Annotated in this window: 21 protein-coding genes and 1 tRNA gene; 16 read left to right on the top strand and 6 right to left on the bottom strand. The window is 70.6% G+C overall.

The genetic code is table 11. The features are described from left to right. Nucleotides 1-34 precede the first annotated feature (34 nt). The 3 genes from Q8X39_RS01230 to Q8X39_RS01220 form a co-directional block, all read right to left on the bottom strand. Nucleotides 35-121, bottom strand: a tRNA-Leu gene (locus tag Q8X39_RS01230). A gap of 144 nt (nt 122-265) precedes the next feature. Further along, the gene (locus tag Q8X39_RS01225) at nt 266-3,457 is read right to left on the bottom strand and encodes an efflux RND transporter permease subunit (RefSeq protein ID WP_305747808.1); all 3,192 of its coding nucleotides are present in this window, start codon (nt 3,455-3,457) and stop codon (nt 266-268) included. Between the two features lie 31 nt (nt 3,458-3,488). Beyond that, a complete protein-coding gene (locus Q8X39_RS01220; protein WP_305747807.1) occupies nt 3,489-4,667 on the bottom strand; it encodes an efflux RND transporter periplasmic adaptor subunit in 1,179 nt (392 codons plus the stop codon). Nucleotides 4,668-4,832: 165 nt separating this feature from the next. Between Q8X39_RS01220 and hpnC the strand changes: the two genes are divergently transcribed. Genes hpnC through hpnE form a run of 3 tightly spaced genes read left to right on the top strand, consistent with a single transcriptional unit; the run spans nt 4,833 to nt 7,909 of the window. Further along, nucleotides 4,833-5,693 (top strand): squalene synthase HpnC, encoded by an 861-nt coding sequence (hpnC, locus tag Q8X39_RS01215; protein ID WP_305747806.1) that lies wholly within the window; start codon nt 4,833-4,835, stop codon nt 5,691-5,693. Between the two features lie 58 nt (nt 5,694-5,751). Further along, nucleotides 5,752-6,588, top strand: coding sequence for a presqualene diphosphate synthase HpnD (gene hpnD, locus Q8X39_RS01210; RefSeq protein ID WP_305747805.1), 837 nt, complete (start codon nt 5,752-5,754; stop codon nt 6,586-6,588). Further along, entirely contained in the window at nt 6,578-7,909 is a 1,332-nt protein-coding gene (gene hpnE / locus Q8X39_RS01205) for a hydroxysqualene dehydroxylase HpnE (RefSeq protein ID WP_305747804.1), read from the top strand. Before hpnD ends, hpnE begins: the two co-directional genes overlap by 11 nt. Nucleotides 7,910-8,009: 100 nt before the next feature. On the opposite strand, the gene Q8X39_RS01200 is transcribed toward hpnE, so the two are convergent. Together Q8X39_RS01200 and xseA are read right to left on the bottom strand one after the other, a co-directional pair. After that, entirely contained in the window at nt 8,010-8,591 is a 582-nt protein-coding gene (locus Q8X39_RS01200) for a superoxide dismutase (protein ID WP_305747803.1), read from the bottom strand. Nucleotides 8,592-8,733: 142 nt separating this feature from the next. Beyond that, nucleotides 8,734-10,062, bottom strand: a complete 1,329-nt coding sequence (gene xseA, locus Q8X39_RS01195; protein ID WP_305747802.1) for an exodeoxyribonuclease VII large subunit — start codon at nt 10,060-10,062, stop codon at nt 8,734-8,736. 470 nt (nt 10,063-10,532) lie between these two features. Between xseA and Q8X39_RS01190 the strand changes: the two genes are divergently transcribed. The 11 genes from Q8X39_RS01190 (at nt 10,533) to Q8X39_RS01140 (ending at nt 23,249) form a co-directional block, all read left to right on the top strand. After that, a complete protein-coding gene (locus Q8X39_RS01190) occupies nt 10,533-11,153 on the top strand; it encodes a MotA/TolQ/ExbB proton channel family protein (protein WP_305747801.1) in 621 nt (206 codons plus the stop codon). Continuing rightward, entirely contained in the window at nt 11,150-11,572 is a 423-nt protein-coding gene (locus tag Q8X39_RS01185) for an ExbD/TolR family protein (RefSeq protein WP_305747800.1), read from the top strand. Before Q8X39_RS01190 ends, Q8X39_RS01185 begins: the two co-directional genes overlap by 4 nt. Further along, nucleotides 11,569-12,654 (top strand): tetraacyldisaccharide 4'-kinase, encoded by a 1,086-nt coding sequence (lpxK, locus tag Q8X39_RS01180; RefSeq protein ID WP_305747799.1) that lies wholly within the window; start codon nt 11,569-11,571, stop codon nt 12,652-12,654. The genes Q8X39_RS01185 and lpxK overlap by 4 nt, the downstream gene beginning before the upstream one ends. An 11-nt stretch (nt 12,655-12,665) precedes the next feature. Next, the gene (locus Q8X39_RS01175; RefSeq protein ID WP_305747798.1) at nt 12,666-12,881 is read left to right on the top strand and encodes a Trm112 family protein; all 216 of its coding nucleotides are present in this window, start codon (nt 12,666-12,668) and stop codon (nt 12,879-12,881) included. A 4-nt stretch (nt 12,882-12,885) separates the two neighbouring features. After that, a complete protein-coding gene (kdsB, locus tag Q8X39_RS01170) occupies nt 12,886-13,659 on the top strand; it encodes a 3-deoxy-manno-octulosonate cytidylyltransferase (RefSeq protein ID WP_305747797.1) in 774 nt (257 codons plus the stop codon). Between the two features lie 173 nt (nt 13,660-13,832). Beyond that, nucleotides 13,833-14,486: an adenylate kinase gene (adk, locus tag Q8X39_RS01165; protein WP_305747796.1), complete on the top strand. Its 654-nt coding sequence runs from the start codon at nt 13,833-13,835 to the stop codon at nt 14,484-14,486. 142 nt (nt 14,487-14,628) lie between these two features. Then, nucleotides 14,629-15,387, top strand: coding sequence for a 3-hydroxyacyl-CoA dehydrogenase (locus Q8X39_RS01160; protein ID WP_305747795.1), 759 nt, complete (start codon nt 14,629-14,631; stop codon nt 15,385-15,387). Nucleotides 15,388-15,480: 93 nt separating this feature from the next. Beyond that, complete coding sequence (ggt, locus tag Q8X39_RS01155) at nt 15,481-17,310, top strand: gamma-glutamyltransferase (protein WP_305747794.1); 1,830 nt, start codon at nt 15,481-15,483, stop codon at nt 17,308-17,310. 42 nt (nt 17,311-17,352) lie between these two features. Further along, on the top strand, nt 17,353-19,449 hold the full coding sequence (gene dnaG, locus Q8X39_RS01150) for a DNA primase (RefSeq protein WP_305747793.1): 2,097 nt from the start codon (nt 17,353-17,355) through the stop codon (nt 19,447-19,449). Nucleotides 19,450-19,884: 435 nt separating this feature from the next. Further along, a complete protein-coding gene (rpoD, locus tag Q8X39_RS01145; RefSeq protein ID WP_305747792.1) occupies nt 19,885-22,188 on the top strand; it encodes an RNA polymerase sigma factor RpoD in 2,304 nt (767 codons plus the stop codon). 128 nt (nt 22,189-22,316) lie between these two features. After that, the gene (locus tag Q8X39_RS01140) at nt 22,317-23,249 is read left to right on the top strand and encodes an adenylate/guanylate cyclase domain-containing protein (RefSeq protein ID WP_305747791.1); all 933 of its coding nucleotides are present in this window, start codon (nt 22,317-22,319) and stop codon (nt 23,247-23,249) included. A 33-nt stretch (nt 23,250-23,282) separates the two neighbouring features. Here Q8X39_RS01140 and Q8X39_RS01135 read toward each other — a convergent pair whose 3' ends face one another. Next, complete coding sequence (locus tag Q8X39_RS01135) at nt 23,283-23,993, bottom strand: HAD family hydrolase (protein ID WP_305747790.1); 711 nt, start codon at nt 23,991-23,993, stop codon at nt 23,283-23,285. Nucleotides 23,994-24,101: 108 nt separating this feature from the next. Here Q8X39_RS01135 and hemH point away from each other — a divergent pair, with 108 nt between their 5' ends. Together hemH and Q8X39_RS01125 are read left to right on the top strand one after the other, a co-directional pair. Next, complete coding sequence (hemH, locus tag Q8X39_RS01130) at nt 24,102-25,199, top strand: ferrochelatase (RefSeq protein WP_305747789.1); 1,098 nt, start codon at nt 24,102-24,104, stop codon at nt 25,197-25,199. Between the two features lie 43 nt (nt 25,200-25,242). After that, nucleotides 25,243-25,719: an RNA-binding S4 domain-containing protein gene (locus Q8X39_RS01125; protein WP_305747788.1), complete on the top strand. Its 477-nt coding sequence runs from the start codon at nt 25,243-25,245 to the stop codon at nt 25,717-25,719. Nucleotides 25,720-25,734: the final 15 nt, after the last annotated feature.

The following is a 25,734-nucleotide window of genomic DNA, read 5'->3' as shown; positions in this document are numbered from 1 at the left end:
TGCTGCTCTTTCGGTTGCTTGTTCGTCGGAAAACTGGTGCGCGGAGCCGGACTCGAACCGGCACGCCCGTGAAGGCGTCAGGACCTAAACCTGGTGCGTCTACCCATTTCGCCACCCGCGCGTGTCCTGAGGTTGCCGGGGAACGCCCGGCCCGCTGCCGATCCCGGTGCCACCGGGGCTTCGACCGGCGCACGGGGCGCTGTCGCGGGCGGGGCGATCCGGGCGCCGCGAGGTGCGCCCCACGGCGAACCGTGAACCCGCGATTCTAGCCGGCGGCGGATGCGCCGCCTTGGCCCGGCTCGCGCCGGACGCGGAACCATGCCGCGTACATCGCCGGCAGGGCCAGCAGCGTCAACGCCGTCGCGACGATCAGGCCGCCCATGATGGCCACCGCCATCGGACCCCAGAACACGCTGCGCGACAGCGGGATCATCGCCAGCACGGCGGCCGCCGCGGTCAGCACGATCGGGCGGAAGCGCCGCACCGCCGACTCGACCACCGCGTCCCAGGCCGGCACGCCGCGGGCCCGGTCGGACTCGATCTGGTCGATCAGGATGACCGAGTTGCGCATGATCATGCCCATCAGCGCGATCACGCCCAGCAGCGCGACGAAGCCGAACGGCCGACCCAGCAGCAGCAACGCACCGGCCACGCCGGCAATGCCCATCGGGCCGGTCAGGAAGACCAGCAGCGACCGGGAGAAGCTCTGCAACTGCAGCATCAGCAGCGTGAAGATGATGAACAGCATGATCGGCACGCCGGTGGCGATCGAGCCCTGGCCCTTGCTGCTCTCCTCGGCCGCGCCGGCCAGCTGGATGCCATAGCCGTTGGGCATCTGCGCCTTGAGCTTCATCAGCTCCGGCCAGAGCCGGCCCGACACGGTGGGCCCCTGCACGCCCTCGCTGACGTCGCCCTGCACGGTGATGGCGTACTGGCGGCCTTCGCGCCAGATCACGCCCGGTTCCCAGGCCGGCTGCAGCCGCGCGACCTGGGTCAGCGGCACGGCCCGCCCGCTGGCGGTCGGGACATACGCGGCGTCGAGGTCGGACAGCGCGTCGCGCTCGGCCTGCGGCTGGCGCATCACCACGTCGATCAGCTTGTCGCCTTCGCGGTACTGGCCCACCGTCATGCCGCTCAGCAGCATGCGGGTGGCCTGGGCGATCGACTGGCTGGAAACGCCCAGCGCGCGGGCCTTGTCCTGGTCGATCTCCAGCCGCACGGTCTTGATCGACTCGTTCCAGTTGTCGTTCACGCCGCGCATGTCCGGATCGGCGCGCAGCACGGCCTTGGCCTGGTCGGCCCAGTGGCGGAGCTGGGCGATGTCCGGACCGGTGACCCGGAACTGCACCGGATAAGGCACCGGCGGCCCGTTGGGCAGCAGCTTGACGCGCCCGCGCGCCTCGGGGAACTCGGTGGCCAGGATGGCCGGCAGGCGCTGGCGCAGGGCCTCGCGTTCGGCCAGGTCCTTGGGCAGCACGATGGCCTGGCTCACGTTGGTCTGCGGAAAGACCTGGTCCAGTGGCAGGTAGAAGCGCGGCACGCCGCTGCCGATCCAGGTCGACACGCTGGTGACGCCGGCCTCCTGCACCATGCGGGCCTCGAAGCGGCGCGCCAGCGCGTCGCTCTCCTGGAGGGTCGAGCCCTCGGGCAGCCACAGGTCGACCAGGATCTCCGGCCGGCTCGAATCGGGGAAGAACTGCTGCTGCACCCGTCCCATGCCGGCCAGGCCGGCGACGAAGACCGCGATCGTCAGGCCGATCGTGATCCAGCGGTGCTGCACGCACCAGTTCACCGTGGCACGGAAGCGCGCGTAGAACGGCGTGTCGAACAGCTCGTGCGGCTGGTCCGGGTTCGCATGCGGCTTGACCTTGAGCAGCCGCGCGCCCAGGTAGGGCACGAAGTAGACCGACACCACCCACGAGATCAGCAGCGCCGCCGAGGTGACCGCGAAGATCGCGAAGGTGTATTCGCCCACCGTCGACTGGGCCAGCCCGATCGGCAGGAAGCCGGCGGCCGTGATCAGCGTGCCCGTGAGCATCGGCTTGGCGGTCGCGTCGTAGGCGTAGGTCGCGGCATAGACGCGGTCGTAGCCCTCCTCCAGCTTGCGCACCATCATCTCGACCGCAATGATCGCGTCGTCGACCAGCAGGCCCAAGGCGATGATCAGCGAGCCCAGCGAGATCTTGTGCAGCCCCACGCCCCAGTAGTACATGGTGACGAAGGTGATGGCCAGCACCACCGGAATCGTGATGCCCACGACCATGCCCGGCCAGATGTCGATGCGCAGCGGCCGCGTGTGCAGGCCCAGGCTGATGAAGCTCACCGCCAGCACCACCACGACCGCCTCGATCAGCACCTTCACGAACTCGCCGACCGAACGCTGCACCGCGTCCGGCTGGTTCTGGATCTGCGACAGCTCGATGCCGGCCGGCAGGGCCTGCCGGATCTCGGCCGCCTTGGCCTGGAGCGCCTTGCCCAGCGCGATGATGTCGCCGCCCTTGCCCATCGACACGCCAACCGCGATGACCTCACGGCCCTGGTGGCGCACCTTCACCGCCGGCGGGTCGCTGGTGGCGCGGCGGATGGCCGCGACGTCGCCGAGCTTGAGCGTGCTGGCCACGCCGGTGGCCGGGTTGACCGCCCGGATCGCCAGCCGCGACAGCTCCTCGACCGAGTTGAACTGGCCGCCCACGCGCAGCTGCACGTTCTGGCTGCCGGCATCGAGCACGCCGGCGCCCTCGACCGCGTTCTGCGCGCCGATCTGGGCGATGACCTGGTTCAGGTCCAGGCCGAGCTGGGCCAGCCGGCGCCCCGACAGCTCGACGTAGAGCTTCTCCGGCTGAACGCCGAACAGCTCGACCTTGGCCACCGACGGCACCCGCAGCAGGTCCTCGCGGACGCGGTCGGCGAACTCGCGCATTTCCTCCGGCGAGAAGCCATCGGCCGACAGCGCGAAGATCGTGCCGTAGACATCGCCGAAGTCGTCGTTGAAGACCGGCCCGATCACGCCCGCCGGCAGCGAGGCGCGCATGTCGCCGATGCGCTTGCGGACCTGGTACCAGACCTGCGGCACCTCCGACGGCGCGGAGTTGTCCTTGATCTGCACGATCGTCAGCGACTCGCCCGGCTTGGTGTAGCTGCGGATGATGTCGGGGTAAGGCGCTTCCTGCAGCGACTTCTCGATCTTGTCGGTGACCTGCTCGGCCATCTGCTGGGCGGTCGCGCCGGGCCAGAAGGCCTGCACGACCATGGCGCGGAAGGTGAACGGCGGGTCCTCGTCCTGGCCGAGCAGGAAGTAGGCATTGAAGCCCAGCACCGTCAGCACGATCAGCAGGTAGCGCGTCAGCGCCGGGTGTTCCAGCGCCCAGCGCGAGATGTTGAAGCCGCCGCGGCCCTCGCCGGCATCGGCGGTCGGCGGGGCGAGGTCGGCTCGGTGGCCGGGATGGGGCGTGTGCATGGGGTCGTCGCTCCGGATCGGTGGGTCGGGCTCAGCGGGCGGCGGAGCTGGCCTGGGACACGGGCATCACCCCGCCGGCGGTCGGTGCACCGGGCCGTTTCGGGTCGACGTAGCGCACCACCTTCTGGCCCGGTGTCAGCACATGCAGGCCAGCGGTGACGATCTCCTGGCCAGGCTGCAGGCCCTCGGTCACGACGACCTGGTTGCCGTCCGGCGCACCGGTGACGACCGGCACCGGCTGCACCGACATCGCCGCCGCGTCCAGCACCCAGACCACGCTGCGCCCGCCGGACTCGGCGACCGCGCTGAGCGGCAGGCGACGCACGTCCTGCCGCACCGGCCGGGCCAGGCTGACCGTGGCGGTCTGGCCAAGCCGGACCTCGCCCGCGTCCAGGCCCAGGCTGGCCTTGACCAGGAAGGTCCGGCCGACCGGATCGGCCGCCGCCGCGACCTCGCGCAGCGTCGCCGCCAGCGGCTGACCCTGCGCGCCCCAGAGCGTGACGCGCAGCGCGCTGGCCTTGCCGAGCAGGCTGCGCAAGCCGCCGACCTGGTCCTCGGGCACCTGGAAGACGATGTCGCGCGGCCCGTCCTGCGCCACCCGCACCACCGGCGTGCCGGCGCCCAGCACCGCGCCCGGCTCGGCCTCGACGGCGGTCACCACGCCGGACACATCGGCCAGCAGCTTGCTGTAGCGGGCCTGGTTGCCCTGCACCGAGGCCTGCGCGCGGGCCTGTTCCAGCGTCGCCTGGGCGGCCCGCTGCGCGTTCTGGCGCCGCTCCAGGTCGGCCGCGCTGATGAAGCCCTGCGCATGCAGGTCCTCGAAGCGCTTGAAGTCCGACGCGGCCTGCTCGGCATTGACCTGGGCGGCACGCAGCGCCGCCTGCGCGGCCTCGGCACCGAGGCCCAGGTCGGCCACGTCCAGCTCGGCCAGCAGCTGGCCCTTGCGGACCGCCTGCCCCAGCTCGACCGGCCGGCTGGTCAGCTTGCCGGCGACCCGGAAGCCCAGCCGCGACTCGGTGCGCGCCCGCACCTCGGCGGCGTAGAGCGCCTCGCCCGCCGCCGCGTCCCGCCCGACCACCATCGTGCGCACCGCCCGCAAGGGCTCCGGCGCCGGCTCCGGCTTTGAACAGGCGGCCAGCCAGAGCGCGCCGCCTAGGGCCGCCAGCAGGGGCAGGAATCGGGGAGAAGACTGGACGGGACGTGCGCGCATCGGAACCTCGAACTCGTTACTGACTGACCGGTCAGTAATGTACGAGTCCGCTTCGGTTTGTGTCAAACCACACGACCGTGTCGGGAACCGAGTCGCGGATGGCGCAACAGCCGGCCGCAAGACGCGACGGGGCAGCGAGGCCGCATCGGGATAATCCGCGCCGCCATGAGCCAGCCCACCCCCGTGCCGACCCGCGTCGAGCACTACGAGAACTTCCCCGTCGCCTCGGTGCTCTGCCCGCCGGCGCTGCGTCCGCCGATCGTGGCGATCTACCACGTCGCCCGCACCGCCGATGACCTGGCCGACGAGGGCGACGCGCCCGCCGCACAGCGCCTGGCCGACCTGGCCGCCTTCCGCGCCGAACTGCGCGCCACCTACACCAGCGGCCGAGCACCTGACGGCAGTCGCTGGGCCGGCCTCTGGACCGCGCTGGCCGTGCAGATCCGCCGCCATGCGCTGCCGCAGCCCTTGCTGGAAGCCCTGCTCGATGCCTTCGAGCACGACGTGCGCGAGCCGCGCCACGCCAACCGCGCCTCGTTGCTGGCCTATTGCGCGAACTCCGCCAACCCGATCGGCCGGCTGCTGCTGCACCTGCACGGCGTGCAGGACGAGGCCGCGCTGCGCCAGTCCGACGCGGTCTGCAGTGCGCTGCAACTGATCAACTTCTGGCAGGACCTGCGCACCGACCTGCCGCGTGGCCGGCGCTACCTGCCGCTGGACGAATGCCGCGCCCACGGCTTCGACCCGGACGCCGACCCAGCACGCTGGCGCGACGCCGGGACGCAGGCGCGCTTTGCCGCCCTGCTGTCGGAACTGACCCGCTGGACCCGCGCCCTGATGCGCGACGGCGCGCCGCTGGTGCACCACCTGCCCGGCCGGGTCGGCTGGGAGCTGCGGCTGGTGGTCCAGGGTGGCCTGTGCGTGCTGGACCAGGTCGAGGCCCTCGGGCCACGCGTGCTGTGGACCCGGCCGCGCCTGCGGCCCTGGCATGGGCCGGGCCTGCTGTGGCGCGCTGCCCGCATGTGAGCGCCGACCGCACCCGGCCAGCCGGAAACCCGCACCGCCACGACGACAATCCCGCCCCATGACGCCCGAACAGTACGTGCAGGAGAAGGCCGCCGCGAGCGGCTCGAGCTTCTACTACGCCTTCCTCTTCCTGCCGCCGCCGCGCCGTGCGGCCATCACCGCCTTCTACGCCTTCTGCCGTGAGGTCGACGACGTCGTCGACGAGGTCCACGACCTGGGCGTCGCGGCCCAGAAGCTGGCCTGGTGGCGCCAGGAGGTCGCGCAGTCCTTCGCCGGCCAGCCGCACCACCCGGCGATGAAGGCGCTGATGCCGCACGTGGCTGCGCACGACATCCGCGCCGAGCACCTGCTGGCCGTGATCGAGGGCTGCGAGATGGACCTGCAGCAGTCGCGCTACCTGGACTACGCCGGCCTGCAGCGCTACTGCCACCTGGTGGCTGGCGTGGTCGGCGAGGTCGCCTCGGGCATCTTCGGCCGGACCCGTCCGGAGACCATCGCCTATGCCCACCAGCTCGGGCGGGCCTTCCAGCTCACCAACATCATCCGCGACGTCGGCGACGATGCCCGGCGCGGCCGCATCTACCTGCCGGTGTCCGAACTCCAGCAGTTCGACGTCAAGGCCCACGAGGTGCTCAACCGGGTCTACAGCGACCGCTTCACCGCGCTGATGCGCTTCCAGGCCGAGCGCGCGCAACGCTGCTACGACGAGGCCCTGGCGCTGCTGCCCGAGGTCGACCGGCGCAGCCAGAAGGCCGGCCTGATGATGGCCAACATCTACCGCACGCTGCTCACCGAGATCGAGGCCGGCGGCTACCAGGTGTTGCACCAGCGCATCTCGCTGACGCCGGTGCGCAAGCTCTGGATCGCGATGCGGACCAACTGGCGTGGCCGCTGAGGCCGCTGAGGTCGCGCCTGCGCCGGGCCGCATCGCCGTCGTCGGCGCGGGCTGGGCCGGCCTGGCCGCCGCCGTCGAGGCGACCGGGCGCGGCCACGCCGTCACGCTGATCGAGCTGGCCCCTCAGCCGGGCGGCCGGGCCCGCAGCCTGCCGGCCGAGCCGGGCCAGGCGCCACTGGACAACGGCCAGCACATCCTGATCGGTGCCTATGTCGCCACGCTCGCGCTGATGCGCCGGGTCGGCATCGACCCGGACGCGGTGCTGCTGCGCCTGCCGCTGACGCTGGTCGATGCCGACGGGCGCGGCCTGCGGCTCGGCCGCGGCCCGGTCCTGTGGGCCTTCACCCGGGCGGTCTGGGCCATGCACCACTGGCGCTGGCGCGAGCGCCTGGCGTTGTCGAACGCGGCGCTGGCCTGGCTGCTCAAGGGCTTCCGATGCGATCCGGGCTGGACCGTCGCGCGACTGACGCAAGGCCTGCCCGAACGCGTGCGGCGCGAGTTCGTCGACCCGCTGTGCGTGGCCGCGCTGAACACGCCGGCCGCGTCCGCCAGCGCGACGGTCTTCCTGCGCGTGCTGCACGACGCGCTGTTTGCCGGCCCAGGCGCCAGTGACCTGCTGGTGCCTCGCCGGCCACTGGCCGACCTGCTGCCCGAACCGGCGATCGCCTGGCTGCGCCGGCAAGGCGCGATCGTCCACCTGGGCCGACGGGCTCATCAGTTGAGCCCACGCGCCGACGGCCGGCCCGGCTGGGCGCTCGACGGCGAGCCCTTCGACGCCATCGTGCTGGCCTGCAGCGCCCGCGAGGCCGCACGGCTGACCGCGACGATCGCGCCGGACTGGTCGCAGCGCGCGGCTGCGTTCTCCTACGAACCGATCGTCACCGCCTACGTCCAGGCCGACGGCGCCCGGCTGGCCGCACCGATGGTCGCCTTGCCGGAAAGCCCGTCCGGCGACGCCGCGCCGGCGCAGTTCGCCTTCGACCACGGTGCGCTTGGCGCATCGCCCGGCCGCTTTGCCTATGTCGTCAGCGGCGCCGCGCCCTGGGTCGCCCGCGGCCTGGAAGAAACCGGCGAGGCCGTGCTGGCCCAGGCCCGCGCGACGCTGCGCGGCATCGCGCCCGGGCGGATCCGCCTGATCCGGGTCGTGGCCGACAAACGCGCCACCTTCCTGTGTCTTCCTGGCCTCGAACGCCCGCCGACCCGCATCGCCAACGCCCTCGTCGCCGCCGGGGACCATGTCGACGGCCCCTACCCCGCCACGCTGGAAGGCGCGGTGCGATCGGGCTTGGCGGCGGTCGAGGCGCTTGCCGCCGCGCCCTGAGCGTCGACATCGTCGGCCTGGCGGAAACGACGAAGCCGGCACGAGGCCGGCTTCGAGGCTGAACCTGACAGGGTGCTGCGCACCCGATCGGCACGGTCGATCAGGCGAAGTTGGCTTCGGCGAAGGACCAGTTGACGAGGTTGTTCAGGAAGCTCTCGACGAACTTCGGGCGCGCGTTGCGGTAGTCGATGTAGTAGGCGTGTTCCCACACGTCAATGGTCAGCAGGGCCGTGTCACCGGTCGTCAGCGGGGTGCCGGCGGCGCCCATGTTGACGATGTCGACGCTGCCGTCGGCCTTCTTGACCAGCCAGGTCCAGCCCGAACCGAAGTTGCCCACCGCGCTCTTGGTGAAGGCTTCCTTGAAGGCCGCGTAGCTGCCCCACTTGGCGTTGATCGCCGCCGCCAGCGCGCCGCTCGGCTCGCCGCCGCCGTTGGGCTTGAGGCAGTTCCAGAAGAAGGTGTGGTTCCAGATCTGGGCCGAGTTGTTGTAGATGCCGCCGCTGGACTTGCGCACGATCTCCTCGAGCGACAGGTTCTCGAACTCGGTGCCCGGGATCAGGTTGTTCAGGTTGGTGACGTAGGCCTGATGGTGCTTGCCGTGGTGGTATTCGAAGGTTTCCTTCGACAGGTGGGGCGCGAGCGCGTCGATCGCGAACGGCAGGGCGGGCAGCGTGTGTTGCATGGTCGAGTCCTCTGGAGGTGTGGGGGAAACCGGGTCGCCGGTGCAGGTCGCGGGCCCAGCAAGGGCCGCCGCACCGCAACAAAAATCATTGTAGGCAAGGCCTTCCAGCCCTGTCGTGCCAGGGCCCGGCACGGTGCGGAACTCAGGGCTGCGTATCGGTCAGATCGATGCAGTCGGTCCGGTCGATGCGGTCGACCAGGGCCTGGATGCGGCCGTCGGCGAGCACGGCGTCGATGCGCTGGCCGGTCGCGAGCTGGCCGACGCTGGTGAGGGCCCGGCCCGCGTCGTCGCTCAGCCATGCATAGCCGCGCTGCAGCACGCGCGTCGGGTCCAGCGCGGCATGGCGGGCCGCCAGCAGCGCCAGGCGCTCCTGTCGACGGCGCAGGGCCAGCTGGCCGGCCTCGCGCAGGCGGTGTTGCAGCCGTTCGAGCCGGTGCCCGTGCAGCGTCGCCGCGCGTTGCAGCGACCGCTCATGGCGCTGCGCCAGCAAGGCCAGTCGCTGACGGTGGCGGTGCACGAAGTCGGCCGGACGGGCCAGCCGCAGCGCGAGGTGATCGAGCCGCTGGGCGTCGCGGTCCAGCCGGTGGCCGATGCGCTGGCTCATCCAGCGAGCCAGGCCGGCCAGCTCGGCGAGCGCGTCGTCGCGCAGCGGCGCCGCCAGCTCGGCGGCGGCCGTGGGTGTGGGCGCGCGCAGGTCGGCGACGAAGTCGGCGAGCGTGAAGTCGCTCTCGTGGCCGACGCCGCTGATGACCGGGATCGGCGAGGCGGCGATGGCCCGCACCACCTGCTCGTCGTTGAAGGCCCACAGGTCTTCCAGCGAGCCGCCACCGCGCACCACCAACAGGGTGTCGACCTCGGCGCGCAGACCGGCCACCTGGATCGCCTGCACCAGCTGGGCCGGCGCGTCGGCGCCCTGCACGCTGGCCGGGTAGATGCTCAGCGCGACCTGCGGCGAGCGGCGTCGCAGCGCCGTCACGACGTCGCGCAGCGCGGCAGCGCCCAGCGAGGTCACGACGCCCAGCGCCTGCGGGTAGGCCGCGATCTCGCGCTTGCGCCCGGCGTCGAACAGCCCTTCGGCTTCGAGCTTGGCCTTCAGACGCAGGAACTGCTCCATCAGCGCGCCGGCACCGGCCGGACGCATGGCCTCGACGATCAGCTGCAGCTCGCCGCGCGCCTCGTAGACCGCCAGCTTGCCGCGCAACTCGACCTGCAGGCCGTCGCGCGGGGCGAAGTCCAGCATCGACGCGGCACGGCGAAACATCGCGCAGCGCAGGCCAGCCTGGCCGTCGGTCGACTTGAGGTTGAAGTAGCAGTGGCCGCTGGCCGCACGGCTGAATCCGGCGAGTTCGCCACGCACCGCGACGGCGCCAAACCGCGCCTGCAAGGTGTCGCCGACGGCCTGAACCAGGGCAGCCACATCCCACACCAGGGTCCGGCCCCCGGATTCGGGGGGAAAAGGTCGACTGGACATCGCTTCAACGGGCCCCGTCGCGGTGCACCCGAAGCGGGTCATCCACAGCGCGGACGCACCACGTCGCGCCACGCAAAACCTTGTCACAGCCCTTTAACATCCGTGCAAGTCCTTGATTCATAACGATTTTCTTATGCCTCATCGAGAGGCAATCCAGCCAAGCCCGCGTCGCGACAGCGTTTTAGCGCTTCAGCAGCCAGCTTGCCCACAAAGTTATCCACAGAAATTGGGGATGAACGCCCTGCCGTTTGAAGGTCATCCACAGGCCGCAAGGACGGTGATCCGATCGTCGTGACCCGTGGGTATCGGCGACCTGGCGGAACCGTTTGCGCGTGGGGGAAAGCGGGTTCGGGCGGCCTGTCCGGATGAGCCCTGGGCGGGTTTCCGGGCCGGCGGCTGCCGCCATAATCGCGACCGTTTTGACGCCGCCCGGAGGTGGCGCATGACGCCGATCCACACCGGGGAACCCCTTGATTTCGATGATACAAGCCGCGGGCTGGCCGATCTGGCCGCTGATCCTGTGTTCCATCGCTGCACTGGCGCTCGTCATCGAGCGGCTGTCCAGCCTGCGTCCTTCCAGGGTTGCGCCGGCCACCCTGCTGGACGAGGTGCTGTCCATCACCCGCCAGTCCCTGCCGGGCGACGAGGTGATCCGCAAGCTGGCCGACAACTCGGTGCTGGGTTCGGTGCTGGCCGCCGGCATCCGCGCGGCCTCTCAGGACCATGTCCGTGACGAGGCCCAGCTGCGCCAGAGCTTCGAGTCGGCCGGCCGCGCTGCCGTGCACCGGCTGGAGCGCTACCTCAACGCGCTGGGCACCATCGCCTCGGCCGCGCCGCTGCTGGGTCTGCTGGGCACCGTCGTCGGCATGATCGAGATCTTCGGCGCGCAGTCGCCGGCCAGCGGCGCCAACCCCGAGCAGCTCGCGCACGGCATTTCGGTGGCGCTCTACAACACCGCCTTCGGCCTGATCATCGCGATCCCCTCGCTGATGTTCTACCGCTACTTCCGCGGCCGGGTCGACGAGTTCGTGCTGCAGCTGGAAGTGGCCGCCGAACGCCTGCTGCCCAACCTGCTGAGGCATGCGGCATGAACTTCCGCCCCCGTCGCCCCGAGGAGCCGGAGATCAACCTGATCCCCTTCATCGACGTGCTGCTGGTGGTGCTGATCTTCCTGATGCTGTCGACCACCTACGCGAAGTACACCGAGCTGAAGGTGACATTGCCGGTGGCCGACGCGAACCGGCTGGAGCCGCCGCCGCGCGAGATCATCGTCGCGGTCTCGGCCGAGGGCCGTTACAGCGTCAACCGCCAGCCGGTCGAGGCCGGCAACCTCGAGGGCCTGATCGCCGCGATGACGCAAGCCGCGCAAGGCGACGTCAAGCGCCCGCTGATCGTCTCGGCCGACGCGGCCGCTGCGCACCAGAGCGTCATCCTGGTGATGGACGCCGCCCGGCGGGTCGGGCTGACACAGCTGACCTTCGCGGCCCAGAACGGCCGCGGCAAGCCTTGAGCGACGCCAGGTCCGGCACGACCGGCCTGACCGCCCGCATCGAGCGCAGCTGGCAGGCAGGCGGTCCGCTGCAATGGGCGCTGCGGCCACTCGGGCTGCTGCACCTGGGCCTGGTGACATGGCGCCGCGCGCTCTACCGCGCCGGCCTGCTGTCGAGCGCGACGGCGCCGGTGCCGGTCATCGTGGTCGGCAACCGGCTGGTCGGCGGGGCCGGCAAGACACCGACGACGCTCGCCCTGGTCGACGCGCTGCGACAGGCCGGTCACCGGCCGGGCATCGTGTCACGCGGCCATGGCGCCGAGCGCCGCGATCCACGGGCGGTCCTCGCCACGTCGACCGCCCGGGAGGTCGGCGACGAACCCCTGCTGATGCAGCGCCGCGCCGGCGTGCCGGTCTGGGTCGGCCATGACCGGCTGGCCGTCGCACGGGCACTGTGCGCCGCCCACCCGGAGGTCGACCTGCTGGTCTGCGACGACGGCCTGCAGCACCTGCGCCTGCGCCGCACGCTGGAGGTGGTCGTGTTCGACGAACGTGGCGCCGGCAATGGCTGGCTGCTGCCGGCCGGTCCACTGCGCGAGCCCATCACGACGGCCTCGGACGTGCCGCAGCACGTGCTCTACAACGCCACGCGACCGAGCACGCCGCTGGCCGGAGCCTGCGCCCGACGCAGTCTCGCCGGCCTGGTCGCACTGGACGGCTGGTGGTCCGGACAAGCGGCCCGCGCCGACGCGGTCGACGCGCTGCGGCAGGCCCAGTCGCACGGTAGCCAGGTGCTGCACGCCAGCGCCGGCATCGGCCAGCCGGAGCGCTTCTTCGCCGGCCTGCGCGCACTGGGCCTGCGCATCGAGCCGGTCGCCCTGCCCGACCACGACGACCATGCGACGCTGCCGTGGCCGGCCGACGCCCGCGATGTCATCGTGACCGAGAAGGACGCCGTCAAGCTGACGCCGGAGCGCCTGCGCCGCGAGCGTCCGGGCCTGCAGGTCTGGGTCGCGCCGCTGCGCTTCGAGCTGCCGACCGAGTTCACCGATGCCGTGCTCGCCGACCTTCGGCGGGCGGCCGCCCAACCCACCTCACGCTAGCATCCGCCCCCATGGACACCCGACTGATGGACCTGCTGGTCTGCCCTCTGTGCAAGGGCCCCCTGAGCCACGACCACGCGACCCACGAGCTGGTCTGCGGCGCCGACCGTCTGGCCTTCCCGATCCGCGACGGCATCGCCGTGATGCTGGAGACGGAAGCGCGCAACCTGGATGTTCCGGCAAGCGCGACCACGGCCGCGACCGGCCATGATCCATCTGCTGCCTGAGCCGATGAGCACCGCCTCGATCCCGGACTACACCGTGCTGGTGCCTGCGCGCCTGGCCTCGACACGTCTGCCGCGCAAGCCGCTGGCCGACATCGCCGGCCTGCCGATGGTGGTGCGGGTCGCCCAGCGCTGCCTTCACAGCCGCGCCACCCAGGTCGTCGTTGCCACCGACAGCGACGAGGTCCGGCAGGCCTGCGAGACCCACGGCGTGCGCGTGCTGATGACCCGCGCCGACCACCCGACCGGCAGCGACCGGCTGGCCGAGGCCTGCGAGCAGCTGGGCCTGGACGGTCGCGACATCGTCGTCAACGTGCAAGGCGACGAGCCGCTGATCGACACCGGCCTGATCGACGCCTGCGCGGCCTTGCTGGCCGCGCGCAGCGATTGCGTCATGAGCACCGCTGCGCACGCCATCGACGAGGTCGCGGAGTACGGCAATCCCAACGTCGTGAAGGTCGTGACCGACGCAGCCGGCCGGGCCCTGTATTTCTCGCGCGCGCCGCTGCCCTGGTGGCGCGATGGCTGCGCCGCCGGCACCCTGGCGCTGCCACAGCCGGCTCCGCTGCGCCACATCGGCATCTATGGGTACAGCGCGGGTTTCCTGCGCCGCTTCCCGAGCCTGCCGGTGAGCCCGCTGGAACAGGTCGAGTCGCTCGAACAGCTGCGCGTGCTGTGGCACGGCGAGCGCATCGCGGTACACGTCAGCCCGGAGCGCCCTGGCCCCGGCATCGACACGCCCGAGGACCTGGAGCGTGTGCGCCGCCTGTTCGGGGCCTGAATCTCGACATTCCCGAACTGAATCATTCGGGCCCTTTTGAGGGCAATTCCCTGCATCTGACGGCACCCAAGCGTCAGTTTCGTCACAGGGGGCGCGTGCTATTCTCGAAATCAGAATGCCTGATTTTGTGGCACTGATTTCATTCGACACCGCATCGACATCCGAGGAGATCCATGAGACTGATCCTGTTGGGCGCCCCTGGCGCTGGAAAAGGCACCCAGGCCGCGTTCATCTGCCAGAAGTACGGCATTCCTCAGATCTCCACCGGCGACATGTTGCGCGCGGCCGTCAAGGCCGGCACCGAGATGGGCCTGGCGGCCAAGAAGGTGATGGACGCGGGCGGTCTGGTCAGCGACGACATCATCATTGGCCTGGTCAAGGAACGCATCCTGCAAGCCGATTGCGCCAACGGTTTCCTGTTCGACGGTTTCCCCCGCACGATCCCGCAGGCCGAGGCCATGAAGGCCGCCGGCGTCAAGCTGGACTATGTGCTCGAGATCGACGTGCCCGACAGCGCCATCATCGAGCGCATGAGTGGTCGCCGCGTGCACCCGGCCTCGGGTCGCACCTACCACGTCGTCTACAACCCGCCCAAGGTCGCCGGCCAGGATGACGCCACCGGCGAGGACCTGATCCAGCGCGACGACGACAAGGAAGAGACCGTGCGCAAGCGCCTCGAGGTCTACCAGAGCCAGACCCGTCCGCTGGTCGACTACTACTCGAACTGGGCCGCCGCCGATGCGGCCGGCGCGCCGCAGTACCGCAAGATCAGCGGCATGGGCACGGTCGACGAGATCACCGCCCGCGCGATGGCCGCGCTGGGCTGATCGCCCCGCAGCCGGTTCGCGATCGCCACGAAGCCGCCTCCGGGCGGTTTTTTGATGCCGGCGGATTGACGTTTACGTCAACGTCAGCTGTTGCCAGAATCCGCCCCGAGCCACGCACACATCCACCCATCGAGGAGCACACATGGACATCCAGGACAAGGTCTTCATCGTCACCGGCGCCGCTTCCGGCCTGGGCGAAGGCACCGCCCGCATGCTGGCCAGCCACGGCGGCCGGGTCGTCGTCGCCGACCTGCAGGAAGAGCGCGGGCGCGCCGTCGCCGCGGAGATCGGCGGGGCCTACCTGCGCTGTGACGTCGCCAGCGAGGACGACGGCCGCGCCGTGGTCGCGCAAGCGGTCTCGATGGGCAAGCTGATGGGGCTGGTGAACTGCGCCGGCATCGCGCCGGCTGCCAAGACGGTCGGCAAGGACGGCGCCCACGCGCTGGCGCTGTTCAGCAAGACGATCACCGTCAACCTGATCGGCAGCTTCAACATGATCCGCCTGGCCGCCGAGGCGATGTGCCGCAACGAACCCGAGCCGACCGGCGAGCGCGGCGTGCTGGTCAACACCGCCAGCGTCGCCGCCTATGACGGCCAGATCGGTCAGGCGGCCTATGCCGCCAGCAAGGGCGGCGTGGTCGGCATGACGCTGCCGATCGCCCGCGACCTGGCCCGCAACGGCATCCGCTGCATGACCATCGCCCCAGGCATCTTCGGCACGCCGATGCTGTTCGGCATGCCTCAGGAGGTGCAGGACGCGCTGGCCGCCGGGGTGCCCTTCCCGAGTCGCCTGGGCACGCCGCAGGACTACGCCAAGCTGGTGCACCAGATCGTCACCAACGAGATGCTCAACGGCGAGGTGATCCGGCTGGACGGCGCGATCCGGCTCGCGCCGCGCTGATCCGCCTGGATCCGGGCCGATCCGCGCTGACCCGCCTTGCAGCGCCGGGCTGCGTCGGCAAGACTCCAGGCAATCTTGCCTGGAGCACCGACCATGTCCCACCGTCCCGACGTCAACCGCCTCCGCCCGCTCGCCTGGCCACTGGCCTGCCTGACCGGCGCGCTGCTGCTGGCCAGCTGCGCTTCGGCGCCCGAACTGCGCTACCAGCCGCCGCCCGAACAGCCCGAAGCCGCGTCCGGCCTCAGCGACAAGCCCGGCTGGGCCACCCGCACGACCGCCGTCGCCGCCGCCAACCCGCTGGCCACGGACGCCGGACGGCAGGTGCTGCGCGCCGGTGGCAGCGCGGTCGATGCCGCGATTGCGGTTCAGATGGTGCTGACGCTGGTCGAGCCGCAGTCCAGCGGCATCGGCGGCGGTGCCTTCCTGATGCACTTCGACGGCCGCCAGGTGCGGGCCTACGACGGCCGCGAGACGGCACCGGCCGCCGTCGACGAGAAGCTCTTCCTCAAGCCCGACGGCCAGCCGATGGCCTTCATCGACGCGGTGGTCGGCGGTCGATCGGTCGGCGTGCCCGGCACGCTGCGGCTGCTGGAACGGGCCCACCGCGAGCACGGCAAGCTGCCCTGGGCACAGCTGTTCGCGCCGGCCATCCTGCTGGCCGAACAAGGCTTCAAGGTCAGCCCGCGTCTGGCCACCCTGCTGGCAGGTGAACAGCACCTGCGCAAGGATCCGGCCGCCGCCGCCTTCTACTACCCCGGCGGCGAGCCGCTGAAGGCCGGCCAGACCCTGCGCAACCCAGCCCTGGCTGCCGTGCTGCGCCGCGTCGCGCAGGAAGGGCCGGACGCCTTCTACCAGGGCGCCGTCGCCCGCAGCATCGTCGCCAAGGTGACCGGTCATCCGGGCAACCCCGGCAAGATGACCGAGGCCGACCTGGCGACCTACCGGCCACGCGTGCGCGACGCGCTGTGCAGCGACTGGCAGGCCTGGCGGCTGTGCGGCTTCCCGCCGCCCTCGTCCGGCCACCTCGCGATCCTGCAGACCCTGGGCATCCTCGAGGCCGCCGGTGGCAGCCCGAGCCCGGCGCTGGTCGATGGCCTGCCCGGCGTCGAGACCCTGCACCGCTACACCGAGTCGGCCCGGCTGGCCTTCGCCGATCGGGCCCAGTACGTCGCCGATCCCGACTTCGTCGAGGCGCCGGGTGGCCGCTGGACCAGCCTGATCGATGCGGCCTACCTGCGCGAGCGCGCCGGCCTGATCGGCGAACAATCGATGAAGACCGCCAAGCCCGGCCTGCCGCCCGGCGCCCGCCCGCTGGCCTGGGCGCCGCAGCCCGACCAGCCGGAATACGGCACGTCGCACCTGTCCATCGTCGACGCGCAAGGCCATGCGGTGGCGATGACGACCACCATCGAGGACCAGTTCGGCGCCCGCCAGCTCAGCGACGGCGGCACCGGCCTGCCCGGCGGCTTCCTGCTCAACAACGAGCTGACCGACTTCTCCTTCGCGCCCGCCGACGCCCAGGGCAAGCCGATCGCCAACCGGGTCCAGCCGGGCAAGCGACCGCGTTCGAGCATGAGCCCGACGCTGGTGTTCGACCGCACCAGCGGCGCGCTGCAGATGAGCGCGGGCTCGCCCGGCGGTGCGCTGATCATCCACTACACCGCCAAGACGCTGCTGGCCACCCAGGCCTGGGGCTTGAACGCGCAACAGGCGATCTCGCTGCCGAATTTCGGCACCCTCAATGGCCCGACGCTGCTGGAAGCCAGCCGCTTCCCAGCCGCGACGGTCGAGGCCCTGAAGGCGCGCGGCCACGAGGTCCGCGAGCTGCCGATGACCAGCGGCCTGCAGGCCATCCAGCGCACGCCGGACGGCTGGTTCGGCGGCGCCGATCCGCGCCGCGAAGGGATCGTGCTGGGCGATTGATCACCGCCTGGCTGAACGGCGCGCTTCGATAGACTGCGCGCCGTGATACCCCAAGGCTTCATCCAGGACCTGCTCGCCCGCGCCGACATCGTGGAGGTCGTCGGCCGCCATGTCACGCTCAAGAAGGCGGGCATCAACTTCAAGGGCCTCTGCCCCTTCCACGGCGAGAAGTCGCCGAGCTTCATCGTCAGCCCGAGCCGCCAGACCTACCACTGCTTCGGCTGCGGCGCGCACGGCAATGCGGTCGGGTTCCTGATGGAACACGGCGGACTGGGCTTCGTCGAGTCGGTGCGCGAGCTGGCCGACAACATGGGCCTGCAGGTTCCGGACGACGACACCACCGCCGAGGAACGCGAACGCGCTGCCAAGGCCCGGGAGCAGCGCCTGAGCCTGACCGACGTGCTGGCCAAGGCGATGGGCCACTACCGCGAGCAGCTCAAGCGCAGTGACCGCGCCATCGCCTACCTGAAGAAGCGCGGCCTGACCGGCACCATCGCCGCCCGCTTCGGCCTGGGCTACGCGCCGCCCGGCAGCCACGCGCTGGCCAGCGCCTATGCGCGCTACGACGACCCGCAACTGGTCGAGGCCGGCCTGGTCATCCACAAGCACGAGACCGGCGAGGAGGAACGCCGCTACGACCGCTTCCGCGACCGGATCATGTTCCCGATCCGCAACCCCAAGGGCGAGGTGATCGGCTTCGGCGGGCGCATCCTCGACAGCGGCGAGCCGAAGTACCTGAACTCGCCGGAAACGCCGGTCTTCGTCAAGGGCCGCGAGCTGTACGGCCTCTACGAGGCACGCCAGGCAATCCGCGAACGTGGCCACGTGCTGGTCACCGAGGGCTACATGGACGTGGTCGCGCTGGCCCAGCTCGGCGTGCCCCACGCGGTCGCGACGCTGGGCACGGCCTGCACGCCCGACCACATCGGCAAGCTGATGCGCTTCACCGACGCGGTGGTCTTCAGCTTCGACGGCGATGCCGCCGGTCGCCGCGCCGCCAGCCGTGCGCTGGAAGCCGTGTTGCCGCACGCGACCGACACGCGCAGCTTCCGCTTCCTTTTCTTGCCGCCCGAGCACGACCCGGACTCCTACATCCGCGCCGAGGGTCGGGAGGCCTTCGAGCGCTGCATCGCCGAGGCGATCCCGCTGTCGGCGCAGCTGATGGCGGTCGCCGCGTCCGACTGCGACCTGGCCACGCCCGAGGGCCGCTCGCGCATGCTGGCGCAGGCCCGGCCGCTGTTCGAGCAGCTGCCCGATGGCCTGCTGCAGGCCCAGCTGCTCAACGAGCTCGCGCAGCGCGGCGGGCTGGCGCCGGAGGTGCTGGCCGGCCACTGGCAGCGGGCGGTGCCCGGCGGTCGGCCCGGACCGGGCGGCAGCCCGCCGACGTCCCGTGGCCAGGCACGCCAGGACGCCTCACCGGACGACTGGACCCAGCAGGCCGCCCCGCCCGACTGGGTCGACGACCCCTCCCAGCCACCCGGCCCGCCACGGCGCAGGTCCTGGGGCGACGGCGACGGCGGCAAGCGGCGCTGGAAGGATCGCGACGGCGAGGCCTCGGGCAACTCGGGAGGGCCGAACCGCTACGGCGGCAAGGGCAACTGGCGCGACCGCGGCGGGCGGCCGGGTGAGTCCTCCGGCAACTACCGCCGCGTGCCGCCACGCACCGCCACGCTGCTGGACCGCGCGGCCTGGCTGATGGTGCGCGAGGCCCAGCTGTGGCTGGACCTGCCGCCGGACGAACATGAGCGTCTGGTGCAGCAGCCGGCGCCCTACGGCGAATTCTTCGCGGCGCTGGAGCGCCTGCTGCACGACCAGGGCGTGCTGCCGATGGCGACGCTGCTGGAGGACCTCGGCCGCGTCGATGGTCCGGACGAAGACAGCTCGCGCGCGCTGTTGATCGGCCGGATTCGCGCCTTCCACGAGGTCGGCGACGACGCCAGCGCCCGAGAGGAACTGGTGGCGGTCCTCAAGAGCCTGCACCTTCAGGCGGTCGATGAGGAAATCACGATGCTGCTGGAGTCGGGCGACCTGTCCGAGGCTGCGACCGAGCGCCGCAACGCCCTGATGGCCCAGCGCGCCGCGCTGAAGGCACCGCCACCGCCCGATCCTGCGACGGCCAAGGCCACGTCGCGCGGCTGACCCGACGCATCTCGCGGGGCTCAGTGGATCGCGCAGCCCGCACCGGAACGAGGCATGCGGAGTCCCGACATGGGTGGAAATCCGCATCGCTTTTGACGGAACGTTCGCGTTTCGTCGATAATCGAAAGCTTGTTCCGACTCGGCAAGAGTGACTGCAGCGTCTGCCGGCCCCGGCCACCCGCGAAACGGGCACCCATCAGGCCAACCTTTCCGCCAACGCTGCAACAAAAAAGGTCACGCGAGCTTGCCAGCGCCGCAGCCCGGCCCCCTGCCCTGATCCCAGGTCGCGGAGGGTCGGCTGTTTGCATGGTTGCCATCGACACTGGTCGACATTTTTTTGCATCCCGCAGACAGCCCGCCGCAGCCGCCCGGATCGAGACCGCCTGGCCCCGCAGCCACGGCCGCCCCTAGCCGAGTACCCAGCCGAGGAATCGCATGACCGCGAAAAAGCGCGCCCCCGCCCCCGCCACCGAAGTCGACGAGAGCCTGAACGACACCCCCGCCGCCGAGGCCGCACCGGCCAAGCCGGCGCGCGCCGCCAAGGCCCCGAAGGCGGCGAAGGCCAGTGCCGACGTGGCCGTCGGCGACGACGCCACGCCGGCCGCGACGGGCGCCAAGCGCGGTCGCAAGCCCAAGGCCGCCAGCGCCGAGCCTGCCGCCAAGAAGGCCGAGCCCAAGACCGCCGCCAAGCCGGGCCTGGAAGCCGAGGAAGACTTCACCGACATCGAGGCTGAACTCGAGGTCGAGGCCGAGGTGGAAGTCGAGGCCGAGGTCGAGACCGCCGTGGTCGAGGAGGTCGGCGAAGACAAGCCCAAGGCCAAGCCGCTGCGCATGAAGGTCAGCCGGGCCAAGGAACGCGCGCTGATGCGCGAGTTCGGCCTGGACGAGACCACGCTCACCGAAGAGGAAGTCAACAAGCGCCGCTCGGAGCTGAAGACCCTCATCAAGATGGGCAAGACGCGTGGCTACCTCACGCACCAGGAAATCAACGACCACCTGCCCGAGAAGCTGGTCGAGGCCGAGATCCTCGAGGCCATCGTGTCGATGCTCAACGACATGGGCATCGCGGTCTACGAGCAGGCGCCCGACGCCGCCACGCTGCTGATCTCCGGCAACAACACCAGCACCGCGACCGAGGAAGAAGCCGAGGAAGAGGCCGAGGCGGCGCTGTCGACGGTCGACTCCGAGTTCGGCCGCACGACCGATCCGGTGCGCATGTACATGCGCGAGATGGGCACGGTCGAGTTGCTCACGCGCGAGGGCGAGATCGAGATCGCCAAGCGCATCGAAGGCGGCCTGCAGGCCATGATGCTGGCGATCTCCGCGTCGCCTGCGACCATCGCCGAGATCCTCTCGCTGGCGGCCCGCATCCGGACCGGCGATGACCAGATCTCCAGCGTGGTCGACGGCTTCGTCGCTGCCGACGAGGCCGACGACTACGTCGCCGAGGAAGACTTCGACGAGTTCGACGAAGAGGACGACGACGACGGCAATGGGGGTTCCAAGGCGCTGACCAAGAAGCTCGAGGAACTGAAGAACCAGGCGCTGGTGAAGTTCGACGCGCTGGAGGCCGACTTCGAGAAAATGCGCCGTGCCTACGAGAAGGACGGCTACAAGTCGGCCCCTTACAACAAGGCGCAGGAAGCCATCAGCACGCAGCTGATGACGATCCGCTTCACGGTCAAGACCATCGAGAAGCTGTGCGACCTGCTGCGCTCGCAGGTCGACGACGTGCGCCGCTACGAACGCGAGCTGCGCAAGATCCTGGTGGACCGCTGCGGCATGGCGCAGGAGTACTTCATCAAGGTCTTCCCGCCCAACATGCTCAACCTGGCCTGGGCCGAGGGCGAGGTCGCGGCCGGCAAGAACTACAGCGCGATCCTGGGCCGCAACCTGCCGGCCGTGCAGGAACTGCAGCAGAAGCTGATCGACCTGCAGGCCAAGGCGGTCGTGCCGATCGACGATCTCAAGGAGATCAACAAGCGCATGAACGAGGGCGAGGCCAGCTCGCGCGAGGCCAAGCGCGAGATGATCGAGGCCAACCTGCGCCTGGTCATCTCCATTGCCAAGAAGTACACCAACCGCGGCCTGCAGTTCCTTGACCTGATCCAGGAAGGCAACATCGGCCTGATGAAGGCGGTCGACAAGTTCGAATACCGCCGCGGCTACAAGTTCTCGACCTACGCGACGTGGTGGATCCGCCAGGCCATCACCCGCTCGATCGCCGACCAGGCCCGCACCATCCGCATCCCGGTTCACATGATCGAGACGATCAACAAGATGAACCGCATTTCGCGCCAGCACCTGCAGGAATTCGGCTACGAGCCCGATGCACCGTCGCTGGCCGAGAAGATGGAGATGCCCGAGGACAAGATCCGCAAGATCATGAAGATCGCCAAGGAGCCGATCTCCATGGAGACGCCGATCGGCGACGACGACGACTCGCACCTGGGCGACTTCATCGAGGACACCAACAACACCGCGCCGATCGAGGCTGCGATGCAGGCCGGCCTGCGCGAGGTGGTGCGCGACATCCTCGACAGCCTGACCCCGCGTGAGGCCAAGGTGCTGCGCATGCGCTTCGGCATCGAGATGAGCACGGACCACACGCTGGAGGAAGTCGGCAAGCAGTTCGACGTGACCCGCGAGCGCATCCGCCAGATCGAGGCCAAGGCGATCCGCAAGCTCAAGCACCCGAGCCGCTCGGACAAGCTGCGCACGTACCTCGACAACCTCTGAGTTGTCCAGTTCCGGGCGTTGAGCCCGCGCAACTCCCCCCTGAACAAGGCCCGCAGTCGCGGGCCTTTTTCGTTTCGGGCAAACAGGTCGTGCGATGCGTCACGCCGTCGCAAGCTAAACTTTGAAGCATGTCGCAGACTGTCTCCTGCACCGTTCTCTTCGCCGATCTGCGCGGCAGCACCTCGCTCTATGAGAGCCTCGGCAATGCCGAAGCGGCCTCGGTGGTCACCCACAGCGTGTCTGTGGTCGGGAGGATCATCGAAGGCCAGGGCGGCCGCGTCATCAAGACCCTCGGCGACGGCCTGATGGCCGTCTTCCCCAACCCCCTGCCTGCCGTGCGGTCGGCCGAGGAAGTGCACGAGTCGATCGAGCGCATCACCGGTTCGTCCAAGCCTGCGCGCCGCCCCGCCATGCGGGTGCAGATCGCCATGGTCCATGGGGAGATGATCGAGGTGGCCGGCGATTGCTTCGGCGACGCGGTCAACGTCTCGGCCCGGCTGCTGGATGCGGCCGGCGACAACGAAACCCTGCTTACCACGCAAACGATCGAGCAGTTGCCGGTCGACATGCGCGACCGCTTCCGCCGCCTCGAACGCCTGCACCTGCGCGGCCGGCTCGAGCCGGTCGAGGTCTGGCGCCTGGAGCCTCGCCGGCTGCAGGACGCGGCCTCGACGATGTTCGGCGACTCCGCGCCAGCCAGTGCGCCCGAAGGCATCCGGCTGACCGTCGACGGTGTCTCGCGCATCCACAGCGTGCGCAACCTGCCGGTCATCATCGGCCGCAGCCACGAGGCCAACTACTGCGTCGACGACAGCCGCGTGTCGCGCTCGCATGCCCGCATCGAGTGGCACAGCGGCACCTTCCAGCTGACCGACCTGAGCTCCAACGGCACCTACGTGCGCTTCGGTCGCCAGTCGGAAATCATCACGCTGCGACGCGGTGCCTGCACGCTGCACGGCCGCGGCGTGATCTGCATGGGCGTGAGCCCGAACGTGCTGAACGCGCCGACCATCGGCTTCGAGGTCCTGCGCTTCGACGACACCGATCCGCAGCCGCTCTGATCGGCCGCATCGGACCCACCAGGGCCGGCAAGGTCAACCTGCCAGCAGCCGGTCCGCCAGCACCGCCAGATCCCCGATGACCCAGTGATGCCCCGTGCCTGCGGGCGCATCCGGGTCGACCTGCCACTGGCCGGCGCGTGCCGGCTCGCGCCGCAGCCAGGCGCTGTGAAGGCCGGCGGCACGGGCACCGACGATGTCGGCGGCATGGTCGTCGCCGACGTGCATGACGGCATCGGGTGCGCAGCCCAGTGCCTCGCAGGCGAGCGCGAAAATGCGCGGATCGGGCTTGGCGACGCCGGCCTGGCGGGCGCTGACCGAGCCGCTGAACCAGCGGTCCAGACCGGTCGAACGCACGTCCGCATTGCCGTTGCTCACGGCCAGCAGACGGTAGCGCGAGGCCAGCCGATCGAGCGCATCGCCGACCTCGTCGTAGAGATCGACCTCCTGCCGCGCGGCAAAGAAGACCTCGAAGGCCGGCTCGGCCAGCGCGGTGTCATCGCCCGAGGCGGCCAGCGCCTCGACCAGCGACAGCCGCCGCAGCTGGCTCAGGTCGTGAGCCAGCTGCGGCTGGCGCCGGGCGACGTCCGCACGCAGCGCCCGCATGGCCTCGATGCCGTGGCGCTGCGCGGTGGCGGGTGCATGGGCCAGCAGCCAGTCGTGCAGGCGCAGTTCGGCACGCAGCAGGGTCGGCGCGATCGGCCAGAGGGTGTCGTCGAGATCGAGCGTCAGGGCACGCAGCTTCATGGGTGCATTGTCGTGGCGAGTCGATGACGGCGATGCCGACGGGGTCGACCCACACGTCGTGAACCTGCGCCCACGAAGCCCATGACGCTCGGCGAGAATCCGCGCGCCATGTCCTATGCCACCGAACCCACTTTCCAGCACGGCAGCGCCCCGCGCGTCGGCGTGCTGCTCGTCAACCTCGGCACGCCCGATGCCCCGCAGACGGACGCGGTGCGGCGCTACCTGGCCGAATTCCTGTCCGACCCACGCGTGGTCGAGATCCCGCGGGCGCTCTGGCTGCCCATCCTGCACGGAATCATCCTGCGCGTGCGCCCGGCCAAGTCGGCCGCCAAGTACGCCAGCGTCTGGACGCCCGAAGGCTCGCCGCTGGCGGTCTGGACCCGCAAGCAGGCCACGCTGCTGCAGGGCTACCTCGGCGAGCGCGGCGAACAGGTCGTGGTGTCCTGGGCCATGCGCTACGGCCGGCCCGACATGGCCGGCGCGCTCGACCAGCTCAAGCAGCAGGGCTGCGACCGCATCCTGGTGCTGCCGATGTACCCGCAGTACTCGGGCACGACCACCGCCAGCGTCTGGGACGGCCTGAGCGACTGGTGCGCGACGCAGCGCAACCTGCCCGAGATCCGCTTCGTCAAGCAGCACCACGACGACGCGGCCTACATCGACGCGCTGGCCGCACGCGTGACCGAGTTCTGGCAGCGCGAGGGCCGCGGCGACCACCTGCTGCTGAGCTTCCACGGCGTGCCCGAGCGCACGCTGCACCTGGGCGACCCGTACCACTGCCAGTGCCTGAAGACCGGCCGGCTGCTGCGCGAGCGACTGGGCCTCAACAAGGACCAGATGAGCCTGAGCTTCCAGAGCCGCTTCGGCAAGGCCAAGTGGCTGGAGCCGTACACCGAGGCGACGCTCAAGGCGCTGGCCAAGCGTGGCGTCAAGCACCTGCAGGTCTTCTGCCCCGGCTTCCCGGCCGACTGCCTGGAGACGCTGGAGGAAATCGCCATCGAGGGTCGCCACGACTTCCTGCAGGCCGGCGGCCAGCGCTACGACCACATCCCCTGCCTGAACGACCATCCGGCATGGATCCGAGCGCTGGTCGACATCGTCCAGCGCCACGTGGCCGGCTGGCCGACGCGACGCGAGCAGCAGCCGCGTCCGGCCGAGCTGGAAGGCCAGCGGCTGCAGGCGCTGGCGATGGGCGCGAAGGCCTGACCGAACGGCCGCGCCCCCGGCATCTGCCCCGACAGGAGCGACGATGAAGTCCCACCAGGCCACCGCCCAGCGCGCCGCCGAGGCCGCGCGGACCCAGGACAGCGCCGGCGTGCGGCTCGACAAGTGGCTCTGGGCCGCGCGCTTCTACAAGACCCGCAGCGTGGCGGGCGAGGCGATCGAGAAGGGCCGCGTGATGGTCAACGATCAGCTCGCCAAGGCCAGCCGCACGGTGCGCGTGGGCGACACCCTGGCGGTGCGCCAGGGCGACTGCCCGCTGGCACGCCGCATCGTGGTCAAGGGCCTGTCCGAGACCCGAGGCCCGGCGCCGGTGGCCCAGCAGCTCTACGAGGAAACCGAGGAAAGCCGCGCGGCCATCGCCGCCTGGACAGCCGCCCGCCCCTACCAGGCCGATCCGGCGCAGAGCATCGAGCAGGGCCGGCCGACCAAGTCGGACCGGCGCCAGCTGGTGGCGTGGCAGCGGTGGAGCGTGTCGCTGGACGATGAAAGCGACAAGGGCTGAGCAACGCACCGTTGC

Source organism: Leptothrix discophora (assembly GCF_030705305.1).
Taxonomy (GTDB): Bacteria; Pseudomonadota; Gammaproteobacteria; order Burkholderiales; family Burkholderiaceae_C; genus Sphaerotilus; species Sphaerotilus discophorus.
The sequence above is the reverse complement of the archived record's forward strand: the minus strand, read 5'-3'. Positions and strand labels throughout refer to the sequence as shown.

What these genes read in the sequence shown, in the direction of transcription:
- Q8X39_RS01225 (WP_305747808.1), bottom strand. Translation starts at nt 3,457, where the DNA reads ATGCACACGCCCCATCCCGGCCACCGAGCCGACCTCGCCCCGCCGACC.
- Q8X39_RS01220 (WP_305747807.1), bottom strand. Translation starts at nt 4,667, where the DNA reads ATGCGCGCACGTCCCGTCCAGTCTTCTCCCCGATTCCTGCCCCTGCTG.
- hpnC (WP_305747806.1), top strand. Translation starts at nt 4,833, where the DNA reads ATGAGCCAGCCCACCCCCGTGCCGACCCGCGTCGAGCACTACGAGAAC.
- hpnD (WP_305747805.1), top strand. Translation starts at nt 5,752, where the DNA reads ATGACGCCCGAACAGTACGTGCAGGAGAAGGCCGCCGCGAGCGGCTCG.
- Q8X39_RS01200 (WP_305747803.1), bottom strand. Translation starts at nt 8,591, where the DNA reads ATGCAACACACGCTGCCCGCCCTGCCGTTCGCGATCGACGCGCTCGCG.
- xseA (WP_305747802.1), bottom strand. Translation starts at nt 10,062, where the DNA reads ATGTCCAGTCGACCTTTTCCCCCCGAATCCGGGGGCCGGACCCTGGTG.
- Q8X39_RS01185 (WP_305747800.1), top strand. Translation starts at nt 11,150, where the DNA reads ATGAACTTCCGCCCCCGTCGCCCCGAGGAGCCGGAGATCAACCTGATC.
- Q8X39_RS01175 (WP_305747798.1), top strand. Translation starts at nt 12,666, where the DNA reads ATGGACACCCGACTGATGGACCTGCTGGTCTGCCCTCTGTGCAAGGGC.
- kdsB (WP_305747797.1), top strand. Translation starts at nt 12,886, where the DNA reads ATGAGCACCGCCTCGATCCCGGACTACACCGTGCTGGTGCCTGCGCGC.
- adk (WP_305747796.1), top strand. Translation starts at nt 13,833, where the DNA reads ATGAGACTGATCCTGTTGGGCGCCCCTGGCGCTGGAAAAGGCACCCAG.
- Q8X39_RS01160 (WP_305747795.1), top strand. Translation starts at nt 14,629, where the DNA reads ATGGACATCCAGGACAAGGTCTTCATCGTCACCGGCGCCGCTTCCGGC.
- ggt (WP_305747794.1), top strand. Translation starts at nt 15,481, where the DNA reads ATGTCCCACCGTCCCGACGTCAACCGCCTCCGCCCGCTCGCCTGGCCA.
- rpoD (WP_305747792.1), top strand. Translation starts at nt 19,885, where the DNA reads ATGACCGCGAAAAAGCGCGCCCCCGCCCCCGCCACCGAAGTCGACGAG.
- Q8X39_RS01140 (WP_305747791.1), top strand. Translation starts at nt 22,317, where the DNA reads ATGTCGCAGACTGTCTCCTGCACCGTTCTCTTCGCCGATCTGCGCGGC.
- Q8X39_RS01135 (WP_305747790.1), bottom strand. Translation starts at nt 23,993, where the DNA reads ATGAAGCTGCGTGCCCTGACGCTCGATCTCGACGACACCCTCTGGCCG.
- hemH (WP_305747789.1), top strand. Translation starts at nt 24,102, where the DNA reads ATGTCCTATGCCACCGAACCCACTTTCCAGCACGGCAGCGCCCCGCGC.
- Q8X39_RS01125 (WP_305747788.1), top strand. Translation starts at nt 25,243, where the DNA reads ATGAAGTCCCACCAGGCCACCGCCCAGCGCGCCGCCGAGGCCGCGCGG.